The sequence below is a fragment of the Streptomyces sp. NPDC033845 genome, assembly GCF_055576225.1.
Window position 1 is genome coordinate 71,472 of the sequence record NZ_JBVIRI010000009.1, and the last position, 15,202, is coordinate 86,673.

Here is a 15,202-nt window from a genome sequence, read left to right on the forward strand (position 1 = left end):
CGGAAGGGCCGGTCCCCGGTAATGACTGCAGACAGTTCAGGTACGACGACACCGCCCGGCGGCCGCGCCGCGCGGCGCCGGAGCAGCAGCAGCCGCCGCCGCGTCCGCACCCGTGGCCAGCGCATCCGCCGGGTGCTGCTGATCACGTTCGCCGTGCTCCTGGTCGCCCTGGGCGGCGGCGCCTGGTGGATGTACAGCCACCTCAACGGCAACATCCAGAGCGTGGACCTGGACCAGGCCATCGGTGACAACCGGCCGCAGAAGCTGGTGGCGGGCGCGCAGAACATCCTGGTCATCGGCTCCGACTCACGGGCCGGCGAGAACTCCGAGCTGGACGGCGGCAGCAAGGTCGCCGGCGCCCGCTCCGACACCACGATGCTGATGCACATACCCGAGGGCGCCAAGAAGGCCACCGCGATCAGCATCCCCCGCGACACCCTGATCACCCGGCCCGACTGCAAGGGCGAGGACGGCGGCACCATCCCCGGGCAGAAGCGGGCCATGATGAACAGCGTCTACACGCTGGCCGGGCCGGCCTGCGTGGTCAAGACGGTGGAGCAGATGTCCGGGGTCCGGGTGGACCACTTCGTCGAGGTGGACTTCGCCGGCTTCAAGGGCCTGGTCGACGCCCTGGGCGGGGTCACCGTCACCATCGACCAGCCGATCAACGGCAAGAAGAGCGGGCTCAAGCTCGACGCCGGCACCCACCGGCTGGACGGCACCGAGTCCCTCAAGTTCGTCCGGACCCGCTACGGCTACGGCGACGGCAGCGACCTCGGCCGCATCGGCCTCCAGCAGATCTTCATGACCTCCATGCTCACGGAGATCAAGAAGCAGGACGCCCTCGGCAACCCGGCCCGCCTGTACAAGCTCGCCGACGCCGGCACCAAGTCGCTCACCACCGACTCCGGCCTCGGCTCCCTGATGAAGCTCCAGGACTTCGCCAAGAGCATGAACGGCGTGGACCCCTCCACGATGGAGACCATCATGCTGCCGGTGGCCTACGACAAGATCGACCCGAACCGGGTGATCGCGGCGGAGCCCCAGTCCACCCAGCTGTGGGAAGCCCTGCGCAACGACCGGAAGATCCCCGCCTCGGCGAAGAAGTCCCCCGCCAAGGGCGGCAGCTGACCCCTCCCGGCCCCTCCGGCCACCACGCGCACCACGGCCGCGCCCCGATCCCGGGAGCGCGGCCGTGTTGCGTACGGGGCCGATCGGGCCGGTCCGGGCCCGTCAGTGGTCTCGGGGGGTGGGGGCGGACGGTTCGCCGCGGGGGCCTTCCAGGCCCAGGCCGAGGCGGCTGTGGCGGCGGCCGTAGAGGTAGTAGACGCCGATGCCGATGAGCATCCAGACCGCGAAGCGGAACCAGGTCTCGGAGGGCAGGTTGAGCATCAGCCAGAGCGAGGCGGCGATCGAGAGGATCGGCACCACCGGCACCCAGGGGGTGCGGAAGGCCCGGTGCAGGTCGGGGCGGGTGCGGCGGAGGATGATGACGCCCATGGCGACCACCACGAAGGCGAACAGGGTGCCGATGTTCACCAGGGTGGCCAGCTCGTTGATGCTGGTGAACCCGGCGACGATCGCGATGACCACGCCGAGCAGGATGGTGGGCCGGTAGGGGGTCTTGTACTTCGGGTGGGTCACCGAGAAGAAGCGCGGCAGCAGGCCGTCGCGGCTCATCGCGAAGAACACCCGGGTCTGGCCCAGCAGCAGGATCATGCAGACCGTCGTGAGGCCGACGGCCGCGCCGAAGCTGATGATGCCTCCGTAGACCGGATGGCCCGCGTCCTCGAAGGCGTCCGCCAGTGGGGCGCTGACCGACAGGTCCGAGTAGTGCTGCATGCCGGTGACCACCAGGGACACCGCCACGTACAGCACCGTGCAGATCAGCAGGGAGCCCAGGATGCCCCGGGGCATGTCGCGCTGCGGCAGCTTGGTCTCCTCGGCGGCGGTGGCGACCACGTCGAAGCCGATGAAGGCGAAGAAGACCACGGAGGCGGCGGTGAAGATGCCCATGATGCCGAAGTTGGTCGGCTCGTACCCGAACAGCAGCTGGACCAGCGGGGCGTCCCAGCCGCCGCCGCCCTCCTGCTTCACCGCGGGCGGGATGAAGGGCTCGTAGTTGCTGCCCTTGATGAAGAAGAGTCCGGCGACGATCACGATCAGGACGACGGTGACCTTGATGGCCACCACCACCGCGGTGATCCGCGCGGACAGCTTCACGCCGACCACCAGGATCGCCGTGAGGACCAGCACCAGGAGGAAGGCCAGCAGGTCGAAGGTGCCGCCGGGCACGTCCGGTCCCTGGAGCGCGGCGGGCAGGTCGATGCCGGCGTTCTCCATCAGCGAGCGGACGTAGCCGGACCAGCCGACCGCGACCACCGCCGTGCCCAGCGCGAACTCCAGCACCAGGTCCCAGCCGATGATCCAGGCGGGGAGCTCGCCGATGGAGGCGTAGCTGAAGGTGTACGCCGATCCGGCCACCGGGACGGTGGAGGCGAACTCGGCGTAGCAGAGGGCGGCCAGCGCGCACACCACGCCGGCGGCGACGAAGGCCAGCGCGGTCGCCGGGCCGGCGGTCTCCTTGGCCACCTTTCCGGTGAGCACGAAGATGCCGGTACCGATGATCACGCCGACGCCGAAGACCGTGAGGTCCCAGGCCGACAGCGACTTCTTGAGCTGGTGCTCCGGCTCCTCCGTGTCACGGATGGACTGCTCCACCGATTTCGTGCGGAAGGGGCTGTTCATGTTCCTGCTCACCAGCGCACCTCCGGAAGGTGGCGAGGCACGGACGGGCCGTGCGAATCACCTCAAGGATGATCCTCTGGCCCGGGGACGTGCAACAGGAGGCTCCGGCGGCCCCCGGACGTCATCCGCACGGCCGCGCTGGGGATGCCGGGGGGCCGCCGGCGGGCGAGGCTGCGGGCAAGGCTGCCGCCGCCGCACACCCGCCACCGCCACCGCCATCACCACCGCACAGACGAGGACCTCGCCATGTCCCATATCCGGATCCGGAAGCTCGGCATCGTCACCGGGTCGGCCCTGCTGCTCCTGACGGCCACCGCCTGCTCGGGACTGGGCCGCAGCACCGTGGGCACCCTCAGCTTCCGCGCCCACGACTCGCCGGTGGAGGTGACCTACACCAACACCTCGGTGAAGGGCTGCCACCGGATCAACCTGCCGCACGGGGCCGCCCACGCGGAGAACAACACCCTGGTGGACATCGTGCTGTACCAGACGGAGGACTGCCGGAAGGTGACCCCGAAGGACGGCACCTACGTGGCCACCACCATGTCGGACGTGACGGCTCCGGACGCCCCGCCGTGGCGGAGCTTCACCGTGGTCCACTGAGCGCCCGGACGTACGGAAACGCAGGGTGGCCCGGCCCCTCCGAGGAGGAGCCGGGCCACCCTGCTTCCGCGCGCCGTGCCGTGCCGGAACCGGCCGGGCCGGGCCGGCTAGTCGACGGTGGCGGCGCGCTCGGTGTCGTAGCGGCCGTCCAGCTTGGCGACCAGGCCGGTGACCTGCCGGGCGATGTCCGGGGCGGTCAGACCGATCTCGGCCAGGATCTCCTTGCGGAGGGCGTGGTCGAGGAAGCGCTGCGGGATGCCGAAGTCCCGCAGCGGCATGTCCACGCCGGCGTCCCGCAGGGCCTGGGCGACGGCGGAGCCGACCCCGCCGGTCCGGCCGTTGTCCTCGACGGTGACGACCACCCGGTGGCGCTCGGCCAGCGGCGGCAGGCTCTCGTCCACCGGCTTGACCCAGCGCGGGTCGACCACGGTCGAGGAGATGCCCTGCTTGTCGAGGAGGTCGGCGACCTCCAGGCACATCGGGGCCATCGCGCCGACCGAGACGATCAGCACGTCGGGCCGCTGGACCTCGGGGCCGGGGGCCCGGAGCAGGTCCATGCCGCCGATCCGGCCGACCGCCGGGACGGCCGGGCCGACCACGCCCTTGGAGAACCGGACCACGGTGGGCGCGTCCTCGACCTCCACGGCCTCGCGCAGCTGGGCGCGCAGCTGTTCGGCGTCGCGCGGTGCGGCCAGCCGCAGGCCGGGGACGACCTGGAGGATGGACATGTCCCACATGCCGTTGTGGGAGGCGCCGTCGTCGCCGGTGACCCCGGCCCGGTCCAGGACGAAGGTGACCCCGCACTTGTGCAGGGCGACGTCCATCAGGACCTGGTCGAAGGCGCGGTTGAGGAAGGTGGCGTAGACGGCGAAGACCGGGTGGACCCCGCCGGTGGCCAGGCCGGCCGCGGAGGTGGCGCCGTGCTGTTCGGCGATGCCCACGTCGTAGATCCGGTCCGGGAAGACCTCGGCGAACTTGTTGAGGCCGACCGGGTGGAGCATGGCGGCGGTGATGCCGACCACGTCCGGGCGGTCGTGGCCGAGCTTGACCATCTCGTCGGCGAAGACGGAGGTCCAGCTGGCGGCGGCGGTCTTGACCGGCAGGCCGGTGTCCGGGTGGATCACCCCGACGGCGTGGAAGCGGTCCGCCTCGTGCTCCAGGGCCGGGGTGTAGCCGCGGCCCTTCTGGGTGAGGCAGTGCACGATGACCGGTCCGCTGAAGCGCTTGGCCCGCTGCAGGGCGGACTCCAGGGCCTCCAGGTCGTGTCCGTCGATCGGGCCGATGTACTTCAGGCCCAGGTCCTCGAACATGCCCTGCGGGGCGATGAAGTCCTTCAGGCCCTTCTTGGCGCCGTGCAGGGTCTCGTAGAGCGGCTTGCCCACGACGGGGGTGCGCTCCAGGAGGTCCTTGCCGCGGGCCAGGAAGCGCTCGTAGCCGTCGGTGGTGCGCAGGGTGGCCAGGTGGTCGGCGAGGCCGCCGATGGTGGGGCCGTAGGAGCGCTCGTTGTCGTTGACCACGATGACCAGGGGGCGGTCCTTGGCGGCGGCGATGTTGTTCAGCGCCTCCCAGGCCATGCCGCCGGTCAGGGCGCCGTCGCCGATCACCGCGGCCACGTGGTGGTCGGCGCGGCCGAGGACCTGGTTGGCCTTGGCGATGCCGTCGGCCCAGCCGAGCACGGTGGAGGCGTGCGAGTTCTCGATCACGTCGTGCTCGGACTCGGCGCGGGAGGGGTAGCCGGAGAGGCCGCCCTTGGTGCGCAGGCCGGTGAAGTCCTGGCGGCCGGTGAGCAGCTTGTGCACGTAGGCCTGGTGCCCGGTGTCGAAGAGCACCTTGTCCTTCGGTGATTCGAAGACCCGGTGCAGGGCGATCGTCAGTTCGACGACGCCCAGGTTGGGGCCCAGGTGCCCGCCGGTCTTGGAGACCGCGTCGACGAGGAAGGACCTGATCTCTGCGGCCAGCTGGTTCAGCTGCTCCGGGCTGAGCCGGTCCAGATCTCGCGGTCCCTTGATGCGGGTCAGCAGCACCCGTGCCTCCTTGCAGTTGCTTGCTGGTCTGTCGAGTCTAATGTTCCGCTCGCGCGGTGCGTCATCGGGCGGTGCCGAGCAGGCAACACTCTTGTCATATGTGTGCACATCCACACGAGCTCACACCCCACGTTCGGGTGTACGGGCGCACAGGTGTGCCCGGCGCCACCGGGGTGGCGCCGGGCACGGGGTCCCGCCGGGGGTGGGCCGTCAGGCGCGGCCCGCGGTCTTCTGGGTCTTCCGGGTGACCGAGTCGATCACCACGGTGGCCAGCAGCACCGCACCGGTGATCATGTACTGGATGGGGGTGGCGATGCCCTCCAGGGCCAGGCCGTACTGGATCGCGGTGATGACCATGACGCCGAGGAGGGCGTTCCAGGTGCGGCCGCGGCCGCCGAAGAGGCTGGTGCCGCCGATGACGGCCGCCGCGATCACGTTCATCAGCAGGTCGCCGGCGCCGGCGCTCTGGTTGGCCGCGGCGATCTTGGAGGCCCAGAACAGGCCGCCGATGGCCGCGAAGGTCCCGGCGATGGCGAAGACCGTGATGCGGATCAGGTCCACGTTGATGCCGGCCCGGCGGGAGGCCTCCACGCTGCCGCCGAGGGCGAACACCTTGCGGCCGAAGCCGGTGCGGCGGAGCCCGAAGTCGGTGCCGACCAGGACCAGCAGGAAGAGCAGCACCGCCAGCGGCAGGCCCTTGTACTGGTTGAACACGGCGGCGGCGGTGAAGGCCACGGCCGCGAGCAGCCCGGTGCGCAGCAGGATCTCGGCGAGCGGGCGGGCCGGGACCCCGGCGGCGGCGCGCCGGCGGGCGTCCAGGAAGGAGCCCAGGAAGTAGCCGCCGACGGCGAGCAGGGCCAGGCCGTAGCCCACGGCCACGTCCGAGAAGTAGTACGTGGTGAGCTTGCCGACCAGGCCGTCGGAGTCGAGGTTGATCGTGCCGTTGCTGCCGAGCAGCTGGAGCATGAAACCGGACCAGAACAGCAGGCCCGAAAGGGTGACCGCGAAGGCCGGGGCGCCGATCTTGGCGAAGAAGAAGCCGTGGATCGCGCCGATCAGGGCACCGCCGGCGACGGCGGCGAGCAGGGCGAGCCACTCGTTGACCCCGTGGGTGACCGAGAGGACCGCGACGATCGCCCCGGAGACCCCGCTGACCGAGCCGACCGAGAGGTCGATCTCGCCGAGCAGCAGGACGAAGATGATGCCGACGGCCATCATGCCGGTGGCGACCATCGTGACCGCGATGTTGTTGATGTTCTCGGCGGAGAGGAAGTTCGAGTTCAGGCTCTGGAAGATGGCGCAGATGACCACCAGGCCGATGACCACCGGGAGCGAGCCCAGGTCGCCGGCCCGCATCTTCCGCTTGAACTCGCCGAGGTAGCCGGCCAGGCCCTCCTCGCGGACCAGCAGGCGGGGGTCGACGGCCGGGATGGCGTCGCCGGCCGCGCCGGGGTTCACCACCGGGGCGGCCTTGTGCTTGGCCGTGTTGTCAGTGCCCATTCTTGCGAATCTCCCCGGTGCGGGCCGCCCGGCGGGTCACGGCGTTGTCCGTGGCGCCCGTGATGGCGGAGATGATCTCTTCCTGCGAGGTGTCGGCGACGCTGAAGACACCGTTGTTGCGGCCCAGCCGCAGGACCGCCACCTTGTCGGCGACGGCCTTCACATCGGCCATGTTGTGGCTGATGAGGATCACCGCGTGGCCGCGCTCCCGCAGCCGCTCGACCAGGTCGAGGACCTGGGCGGTCTGCTCGACGCCGAGGGCCGCGGTGGGCTCGTCGAGGATGACGAGCTGGGGCTCGCCCAGCATGGAGCGGGCGATGGCCACGGTCTGGCGCTGACCGCCGGAGAGCGAGGCGATGGGGATCCGGACGCTCGGGATGCGGATCGAGAGGGTGGTCAGGAGCTCGCGGGCGCGGCGCTCCATCTCGACCTCGTCGAGGACTCCGCGGCGCTTGAGCTCACGGCCCAGGAAGAGGTTGCCGACCACGTCGATGTTGTCGCAGAGGGCGAGGTCCTGGTAGACCGTCGCGATGCCCAGGCTCTGGGCGTCGTGGGGCTTGCTGATGGAGACCGGGCGGCCTTCCCATTCGATGGTGCCTTCGTCGATGGGGTGGACTCCGGCGATCGTCTTGACGAGCGTCGACTTGCCGGCGCCGTTGTCGCCGACCAGGGCGACCACCTCGCCGGAGTGGACTTCGAGGTCTACGTCGGTGAGGGCCTGGACGGCGCCGAACCGCTTCGAGACCCCTCGCAACGCCAGCACGGGCGCAGCGGACACGTGAATCATCTCCTTCGCCGCCTGACCGGCGGGGATGCCTTGCATTTACGTTTCTGCCCGGCGCCCCGCCGTGGCGGGGTGGTGAGTGGCGGGGCGCCGGGCAGGTATACGGGCCCTCCCGCGGCGGGGAGGGCGGTCCGGCCGGTGCGTACCGGCCGGGGGTGCGGCTACTTGAGCCCTGCGGCGTCGCAGGCGGCCTTGTACTTGTCGGTGCAGATCTCGGCCACCGTGTAGACGTTGTCGCGCACCACGGTGTCGGCGATGTTGGCCTTGGTCAGCGAGACCACGGGGATCAGCACGGACGGGACGCCCTTGGTGGTGGGGCTGTCGACCTTGCCCTTGGCGATCGTCTCGATCTCCTCGTTCTTGGCGAGGGCGACGGCGAGCTTCGCGGCGGCCTCGGCCTCCGGGGCGTACGGCTTGTAGACGCTCATGAACTGCTCGCCCGCGACGATCCGCTGGACACCGGCGAGTTCGGCGTCCTGGCCGGTCACCGGGGGCAGCGGGGAGACGCCGGCCGCCTTGAGGGCGGTGATGATGCCGCCGGCCATGCCGTCGTTGGCGGAGTAGACGCCGACGATCTTGTCCTTGCCGAGGGCCGAGATGGCCGCCGCCATGTTGGTGTTGGCGTTCTCGGGCTTCCACTCCTTGGTGTCGTACTCCTTGCCGACGGTCACGTTGCCGTCGAGCTGGGAGTGCGCGCCCTTCTTGAACAGCGCGGCGTTCGGGTCGGTGACCGAGCCGTTCATCATGACGATCTGGCCGGACTTGGCCTTGTCGCCCAGGGCCTCCAGCAGGGCCTTGCCCTGGACCTTGCCGACCTCTTCGTTGTCGAAGGAGGTGTAGGCGTCGATCGGGCCCTCGGCCAGGCGGTCGTAGGCGACGACCGGGATGCCGGCGTCCTTGGCCCGCTTGACCGCGCCGGCGATGGCCTTGGAGTCCACCGCGTCGAGGATCAGCACGTTCACCTTGTTGGTGATCATCGTGTCGACCTGCGAGTTCTGCGTGGTCGCGTCCTGCTTGGCGTTGGCGTAGACCACCTCGCCCTTGCCGCCGGTGAGCTCCTTGACGGTCTTCTCGATCAGCGGCTTGTCGAACTTCTCGTAGCGCGCGGTCTGGTTCTCCGGCAGGAGCAGACCGACCTTGACCGCGTTCCCCACCACCGGGGCGGCGGAGTCCTTCGTCTTCTCGCCGGACTCCTTGGCGCTCCCACAGGCGGCGAGCGAGACGGCCATCGCGGTGGCGGCGGCGGCAACGGCGGCTCTGCGCATACGCGTGTTCATTACTTGAACCTCCCTGACGAGGCCGCAACACTGCGGCCGAGGTGGATGTGAGTCAACCCCGGCCGCGAGTTTGCCGTCAAGGAGTGAATCCTTAACGAGATGACAACGGTGCCATCCGTTATCTAACTGAAGACAAGACCTGAGGGGCCGACAGGGCGCCGCCCTGACCCAGCAAAAGCGTCGAATCGCCCATTTCACTCAGCACCAGGGCCAGCGCCCCCAGCACCTCCGCCCGCCCGCCGAGCGAACCGGTCAGCACCGACAACTGCCGGGCCGCGCTGGGGATCGCGTACCTCCCCACGGATTCACGGATGGGAGCCAGCACGAGTTCACCGGCGTCCGCCAGCGAGCCGCCGAGCACCACCCGGCTGGGGTTCAGCAGGTTGCACAGGCTGGCCACCCCGCTGCCCACGTGCCGGCCCACATCGGTGATCACCCGGCGGCAGCCCGGGTCACCCGCCCGGGCCAGCTCCACCACCCGCTCCATGGTGAGTTCGGGCCCGTGGCTGCCCTGCAGCAGCGGCAGCACGTAGCGGGCCGCCGCGAAGGTCTCCAGACAGCCGCGGTTCCCGCAGCGGCAGACCGGACCCGACTCGTCCAGGGTGATGTGCCCGATCTCCCCGGCCGTGCCGCCCGGCCCGCGGTAGATCTGGCCGTTGATCACCAGTCCGGCGCCGACACCGCTGGCCACCTTGATGTAGGCCAGGTCCTTCACCCCCCGGCCGCTCCCCCAGACCAGCTCGCCCAGGGCCCCGAGGTTGGCGTCGTTGTCCACGTACACCGGCACCCCCAGCCGGCGCGAGAGCTCGTCCCGGGGGTTGATCCCGGCCCAGCCCGGCAGGATCGCGGTGGAACCGAGGGTGCCGGACTCCACGTCGATCGGGCCGGGCACGCCCAGCCCCACCCCGATCACCTTCTCGCGGACCGTGCCCACGCTCTCGATCAGCCGCCCGACCAGGTGCTCGGCCCGGTCGAACCCGTCCACCCAGGAGGCGTCCACGTCCAGCGGCTCGGACTCCTCGGCCAGCACCTGGTGGGCCAGGTTGCCCACCGCCACCCTTAGATGGGTGTGGCCGAAGTCCACGCCGATCACGATCCCCGCGTCCCCGCTGAGCGAGACGCTGCGCGCCCGCCGGCCGCCGGCCGAGGTCGGGGTGACCTCCACGGTCCCGGCGTCCTTCAGCTCCCGGACGATGTTGGAGACCGTCGCCGCCGACAGTCCGGTGGTACGGGCGATCTCCGCCTGGGTCAGCGAACCGGCGAGCCGGACGGCCCGCACGACCCGTTCGAGATTCGCGCGGTGCAAGGACGACTGCGAACCCGGAGTCTCCACGTCTGATCCACTCCTGCCATCTCTCCAACTTGTGAACCCTAAGTCGAGCCTTCGGCCGTCCAAAGGTCAAGAGGTCGCGACAGCACGAAACGGCCACCGTGGGGCAGGCAGGGCCAAAAGTACGAGAGAAGGGCACGCTCCCGCCGTGTTACGGTCGGTGAGGCGCCGGTGTTCTGCGGCCTTCCGGCCGGACCGGGCGCCCCAGATGACCGCACGAGGCGAGGAGGTGTTCGGGATGAGTCCCGATCGAAGTCTCCGCCGCGTGCCCGCCGCCTGATCCGGGCCGGCCCCTCCCCTTCACTTCCCGCATGCCGTTCCGCATGCCCTGACGCGCCCCGCCGTGCCCCCAGGCACCCCGGCGCCCGTCCCGGGCCCGGCACGGCTGCGTCCCACCCATGATCACGTCGCCCGGCCCCCGGACCGCCCCGTGCCGTCCGCCGGTCCCCGCGACGGGAGGTTTCGTCATGACCATGCTCACCCCGCGCACTCCCGCCACGCTCGCACCGCCGGGCCGGACCCGCCGCGAACTCAAGGCCGCCGAGCTCCGGGCCCGCACCCGGCGGGCCGGCGAACGGCTCGTCGCCGTCAGCGCCCGGCCCGCCGCCGGGGTCCTGCGGTCCGTGGACTCCACCCCGCACGGCCTCACCCACGCCGAGGCCGCGCTCCGGCTGGAACGGCACGGCCCCAACACGGTCGCCCGGGAGCGCGCCCCGCACTGGACCGTCCAGCTCGCCAAGGCCTACGCCAACCCCTTCATCGGGGTGCTGGTCTTCCTGGCCGCCGTCATGTACTGGCAGGACCCCCGGGACCCCGGGGTGGTCATCCTCTCCGCGATGGTGGGGATCAGCGGACTGCTCCGGTTCTGGCAGGAGTACCGGTCGGGCCGGGCCGCCGACGCCCTGAAGGACCTCGTCAGCACCACCTGCGCGGTCCAGCGGCGGGCCACCGCCTCCGCCGCGGCCACCACCTTCGAGATCCCGATGGAGCAGGTGGTCCCCGGTGACCTGGTGAAGCTGGCGGCCGGCGACCTGATCCCGGCCGACCTGCGGCTGATCGCCGCCAAGGACCTGATGGTCGGGCAGGCCTCGCTGTCCGGCGAGTCCCTCCCGGTGGCCAAGGACGACATCCGGCCCGGGCACGGCACCGGTCCCGGGCTCGCCGCCCTGTCCGGGCACGGCGTCCACCCCGGGCACGGCGTCCCGTCCGAGGACCCGGGCCCGCCCGCGAGCACCGACCCGGTCGAGGCCGGCAACCTGGCCCTGACCGGCACCTCGGTGACCTCCGGGACCGCCACCGGAGTGGTGGTCGCCACCGGCGCCGACACCTACTTCGGCTCGATGGCCGGCTCCCTGGTCGGCGAGCGCCCCCTGACCAACTTCGACACCGGGGTGCGCAAGGTCAGCTTCCTGCTGATCCGGTTCATGCTGGTGATGGTCCCGGTGGTGTTCCTGGTCAACGGGATCACCAAGGGCGACTGGGACGAGGCCTTCCTCTTCGGCATCGCGGTCGCGGTCGGCCTGACCCCGGAGATGCTGCCGATGGTGGTCTCCGCCAACCTGGCCCGCGGCGCCGTCGCCATGGCGCGGCACAAGGTGGTCGTCAAGCGGCTGAACGCGATCCAGAACCTGGGCGCCATGGACGTGCTCTGCACCGACAAGACCGGCACCCTCACCGAGGACCGGATCGTGCTGGACCGCTATCTGGACGCCCGCGGCCGGCCGGACGGCGAGGCGCTGGAGTACGGCTACCTCAACGCGCACTTCCAGACCGGGCTGCGGAACCTGATGGACCAGGCCGTCATCGACCGCGTGGACGAGGCCGAGGAGGTTGTCGTCGACGCTCGGTTCTCGATGGTCGACGAGATCCCCTTCGACTTCGCCCGCCGGCGGATGTCCGTGGTCCTCAACCGCAACGACCTGCTCGCCGGGGACGGCACCGGGGAGCACGTGCTGATCACCAAGGGGGCCGTCGAGGAGGTCCTGGACCTGTGCACCCGGGTGGTCGACGGGGGCCGGACCGTGGAGCTCACCGAGTCCGCCCGGATCGCGGCCGCGCTGACCGCCGAGGAGAACAACCGCGAGGGCCTGCGGGTGCTGGCGGTCGCCACCCGGACCGTCGACGGCCCCCGCGAGGCCTACGGAGTCGAGGACGAGCGGGACCTGACCCTGGTCGGCTTCCTGGCCTTCCTCGACCCGCCGAAGGTCTCGGCCGCCGACGCACTGCGCGGCCTGGCCGACAAGGGCATCGCGGTCAAGGTGGTCACCGGGGACAACGAGCTGGTGGCCGCCCGGGTCTGCGCCGAGGTCGGCATCGAGGTCGGCCGGGTGGCCACCGGCGCCGAGACCGAACCGCTCGACGAGCGGGAGCTGCGCGAACTGGCCGCCCGCACCTCGGTGTTCGCCAAGGTCAACCCGGTGCAGAAGGCCCGGATCGTGGAGGCCCTGCGGGCCGACGGGCACACCGTCGGCTTCCTCGGCGACGGCATCAACGACGCGGCGGCGCTGCGCGGGGCCGACGTGGGCATCTCGGTGGACACCGCCGTGGACATCGCGAAGGAGTCCGCCGACATCATCCTGCTGGAGAAGGACCTCACGGTCCTGGAGCAGGGCGTGGTGCAGGGCCGGACCACCTTCGGCAACACCATCAAGTACATCAAGATGACGGCCTCCTCGAACTTCGGCAACGTCTTCTCGGTGCTGGTGGCGAGCGCCTTCATCCCCTTCCAGCCGATGCTGGCCATCATGCTGCTGACGCAGAACCTGGTCTACGACATCGCCCAGCTGGCCACCCCCTGGGACCGGATGGACGAGGACTACCTGCGCAAGCCGCGGAACTGGGACGCCCGGGGCATCGGCCGGTTCATGGTGACCATCGGACCGATCAGCTCGGTGTTCGACATCGCCATGTTCCTGATCATGTGGAACGTGTTCGGGGCGAACAGCGAGGCGCACCAGGCGCTGTTCCAGTCCGGCTGGTTCGTCGAGGGCCTGCTCTCGCAGACCCTGGTGGTCCACATGATCCGCACCCGGCGGATCCCGTTCCTGCAGTCCCGGGCCTCCTGGCCGGTGATGGTGATGACGGTGCTCGCGGTGCTGACCGGCCTGTGGCTGCCGTTCTCCCCGCTGGCCGCCCCGCTGGGCCTCACGGCGCTGCCCGCCGGCTACTTCCCCTGGCTGGTCGGGGTGCTGCTGTCCTACTGCGCGCTGACCCAGCTGGTGAAGACCTGGTACGTCCGGCGGTTCGGGACCTGGCTGTGAGGGTGGACGAGTGGGCGATGGCCGGGCACCTGGCCGCGGCGCTGGCCTTCGGCTCGGTGATCGGGCTGGAGCGCCAGTGGCGGGCCCGGCTGGCGGGGCTGCGGACCAACGCGCTGGTGGCCGGGGGCGCGGCGCTGTTCGTGCTGCTCTCCCAGTACGGGTTCCTGGGCGAGGCGGCCGCCGTGCCCTACGACGGGTCCCGGGTCGCCGCCCAGATCGTCTCCGGCATCGGGTTCCTGGGCGCCGGGGTGATCATGCGGGACGGGCTGAGCGTACGGGGCCTGAACACGGCCGCGACCCTGTGGTGCTCGGCGGCCGTGGGCTGTCTGGCCGGGGTGGGCCTGTTCGTGCTGGCGGCGTTCGGCACGGCCGGGGTGGTGGGCGCCAACCTGCTGCTGCGGCCGCTGGGCCGGCGGCTGGACCGGGAGCCGCGGGGCGGTGCCGAGGTGCCCGTGGACTACCACTTCGAGGCGGTGTGCCTGGAGGCGGAGGAGGCCCATGTGCGGCACCGGCTGGTGGACGCGCTGGGCCGGCCCGGTCACCGGCTGCGGGAGATCCGCAGCCAGGACGGGCCGGCCCCGGGAAGGGTGACGGTGTCGGCACTGCTGACCGCCGAGGGCGAGGGGGCCAAGGCGCTGGAGGAGGCCGTCGGCAGCCTCTCCCTCGACCCCGCCGTCTCGGCGGTCGGCTGGGCGGTGGTGCCGGACCCCGCCGCCTGAGTCCTGCCCCGCCGCCCGGCTACTTCAGGGTGGCGGAGGTCAGTCCGGCCTGGATCTGGCGCTGGAAGGACAGGTAGACCACCAGCATCGGGATCATCGCGATGGTCACGCCGGCGAACAGCACCGGCAGGTCCGTCTCGTACCCCATCTGGTACTGGAGCTGGATCAGGCCCTGGGTGAGCATGTAGCGCTCGGGGTCCGATCCGGTCTGCGGCTGCATCAGCACCGAGGGCAGGATGTACTGGTTCCACTGCCCGAGGACATTGAATATCCCCACGCTGATCAGGCCGGGCTTCGCCATCGGCAGCATCACCTGGAAGAAGATCCGGGTGTCGGAGGCCCCGTCGATCACCGCCGCCTCGTGCACCGCGGTGGGCAGGGTGCGGAAGAAGGAGTGCATGAAGAAGACGGTGAACGGCATGGAGTAGGCGACGTACACCAGGATCAGGCCGTGGTAGCTGTTCAGCATGTCCAGCCGCTTCACCATGAAGAACAGCGGGACCAGCGCCAGGAACACCGGGAACATGGCGCCGCTGACGAAGAAGTAGTAGATGACCCGGTTGCCCCGGAACGGGTAGCGGGCCAGCACGTACGCGGCCATCGAGCCGAGCAGCATGGTCAGCGGGACCGAGAAGGCCATCACGATCACGGTGTTGGCGAAGTAGTCCCCGATGCCCTTGTCCCAGGCCCGGGAGAAGGCGTCGAAGTGCCAGTTGGAGGGCCAGCTGAGGGCCGATCCGCCGATCTGGGAGTCGGTCTTGAAGGAGCCGAGGGCCAGCCAGAACAGCGGCAGGACGATCAGTATCGCCCAGACGGCGAGGAAGCCGTGGGAGAAGACGTTGAGTACGCCGCCCTCGGAGCGGTGGCCGGGCTCCTTGCCGGGACGGCCGGCGGAGCCGCTCTTCTCGGCGGAGGCCTCGTCGGGGCCGGGCGCCTTGGTGACTGTGGTCATCGTGT

11 protein-coding genes are annotated in these 15,202 nt (G+C 70.6%); 4 read left to right on the plus strand and 7 right to left on the minus strand.

The features are described 5' to 3' along the window. Window positions 1-21 precede the first annotated feature (21 nt). Complete coding sequence (locus ACZ50K_RS20500) at window positions 22-1,131, plus strand: LCP family protein (protein WP_468904858.1); 1,110 nt, start codon at window positions 22-24, stop codon at window positions 1,129-1,131. A 102-nt stretch (window positions 1,132-1,233) separates the two neighbouring features. On the opposite strand, the gene ACZ50K_RS20505 is transcribed toward ACZ50K_RS20500, so the two are convergent. Beyond that, window positions 1,234-2,748: an amino acid permease gene (locus ACZ50K_RS20505; protein ID WP_468905362.1), complete on the minus strand. Its 1,515-nt coding sequence runs from the start codon at window positions 2,746-2,748 to the stop codon at window positions 1,234-1,236. A 246-nt stretch (window positions 2,749-2,994) separates the two neighbouring features. Between ACZ50K_RS20505 and ACZ50K_RS20510 the strand changes: the two genes are divergently transcribed. Then, window positions 2,995-3,351: a hypothetical protein gene (locus ACZ50K_RS20510; protein ID WP_468904860.1), complete on the plus strand. Its 357-nt coding sequence runs from the start codon at window positions 2,995-2,997 to the stop codon at window positions 3,349-3,351. A 107-nt stretch (window positions 3,352-3,458) separates the two neighbouring features. Here ACZ50K_RS20510 and dxs read toward each other — a convergent pair whose 3' ends face one another. The 5 genes from dxs to ACZ50K_RS20535 form a co-directional block, all read right to left on the minus strand. Then, entirely contained in the window at window positions 3,459-5,375 is a 1,917-nt protein-coding gene (dxs, locus tag ACZ50K_RS20515) for a 1-deoxy-D-xylulose-5-phosphate synthase (protein ID WP_468904863.1), read from the minus strand. A gap of 210 nt (window positions 5,376-5,585) precedes the next feature. Next, the gene (locus ACZ50K_RS20520; RefSeq protein ID WP_468904865.1) at window positions 5,586-6,875 is read right to left on the minus strand and encodes a sugar ABC transporter permease; all 1,290 of its coding nucleotides are present in this window, start codon (window positions 6,873-6,875) and stop codon (window positions 5,586-5,588) included. Next, window positions 6,865-7,662 (minus strand): ATP-binding cassette domain-containing protein, encoded by a 798-nt coding sequence (locus ACZ50K_RS20525; protein ID WP_468904867.1) that lies wholly within the window; start codon window positions 7,660-7,662, stop codon window positions 6,865-6,867. The genes ACZ50K_RS20520 and ACZ50K_RS20525 overlap by 11 nt, the downstream gene beginning before the upstream one ends. A gap of 158 nt (window positions 7,663-7,820) precedes the next feature. Next, window positions 7,821-8,936, minus strand: a complete 1,116-nt coding sequence (locus ACZ50K_RS20530) for a substrate-binding domain-containing protein (protein WP_468904870.1) — start codon at window positions 8,934-8,936, stop codon at window positions 7,821-7,823. Between the two features lie 118 nt (window positions 8,937-9,054). After that, the gene (locus ACZ50K_RS20535; protein WP_468904872.1) at window positions 9,055-10,269 is read right to left on the minus strand and encodes an ROK family transcriptional regulator; all 1,215 of its coding nucleotides are present in this window, start codon (window positions 10,267-10,269) and stop codon (window positions 9,055-9,057) included. A 464-nt stretch (window positions 10,270-10,733) separates the two neighbouring features. Here ACZ50K_RS20535 and mgtA point away from each other — a divergent pair, with 464 nt between their 5' ends. Both mgtA and ACZ50K_RS20545 read left to right on the plus strand, forming a co-directional pair. Beyond that, window positions 10,734-13,526: a magnesium-translocating P-type ATPase gene (gene mgtA / locus ACZ50K_RS20540; protein ID WP_468904874.1), complete on the plus strand. Its 2,793-nt coding sequence runs from the start codon at window positions 10,734-10,736 to the stop codon at window positions 13,524-13,526. Then, the gene (locus ACZ50K_RS20545) at window positions 13,523-14,245 is read left to right on the plus strand and encodes an MgtC/SapB family protein (RefSeq protein WP_468904876.1); all 723 of its coding nucleotides are present in this window, start codon (window positions 13,523-13,525) and stop codon (window positions 14,243-14,245) included. The genes mgtA and ACZ50K_RS20545 overlap by 4 nt, the downstream gene beginning before the upstream one ends. Before the next feature lie 19 nt (window positions 14,246-14,264). Here the strand turns inward: ACZ50K_RS20545 and ACZ50K_RS20550 are convergent, their stop codons facing one another. Beyond that, entirely contained in the window at window positions 14,265-15,197 is a 933-nt protein-coding gene (locus ACZ50K_RS20550; RefSeq protein WP_468904878.1) for a carbohydrate ABC transporter permease, read from the minus strand. Window positions 15,198-15,202: the final 5 nt, after the last annotated feature.

Bases quoted from the DNA above. Each gene is read 5' to 3' on its own strand.
- ACZ50K_RS20500 (WP_468904858.1), top strand. From the start codon at position 22: ATGACTGCAGACAGTTCAGGTACGACGACACCGCCCGGCGGCCGCGCC.
- ACZ50K_RS20505 (WP_468905362.1), bottom strand. From the start codon at position 2,748: ATGAACAGCCCCTTCCGCACGAAATCGGTGGAGCAGTCCATCCGTGAC.
- ACZ50K_RS20510 (WP_468904860.1), top strand. From the start codon at position 2,995: ATGTCCCATATCCGGATCCGGAAGCTCGGCATCGTCACCGGGTCGGCC.
- ACZ50K_RS20520 (WP_468904865.1), bottom strand. From the start codon at position 6,875: ATGGGCACTGACAACACGGCCAAGCACAAGGCCGCCCCGGTGGTGAAC.
- ACZ50K_RS20525 (WP_468904867.1), bottom strand. From the start codon at position 7,662: ATGATTCACGTGTCCGCTGCGCCCGTGCTGGCGTTGCGAGGGGTCTCG.
- ACZ50K_RS20530 (WP_468904870.1), bottom strand. From the start codon at position 8,936: ATGAACACGCGTATGCGCAGAGCCGCCGTTGCCGCCGCCGCCACCGCG.
- mgtA (WP_468904874.1), top strand. From the start codon at position 10,734: ATGACCATGCTCACCCCGCGCACTCCCGCCACGCTCGCACCGCCGGGC.
- ACZ50K_RS20550 (WP_468904878.1), bottom strand. From the start codon at position 15,197: ATGACCACAGTCACCAAGGCGCCCGGCCCCGACGAGGCCTCCGCCGAG.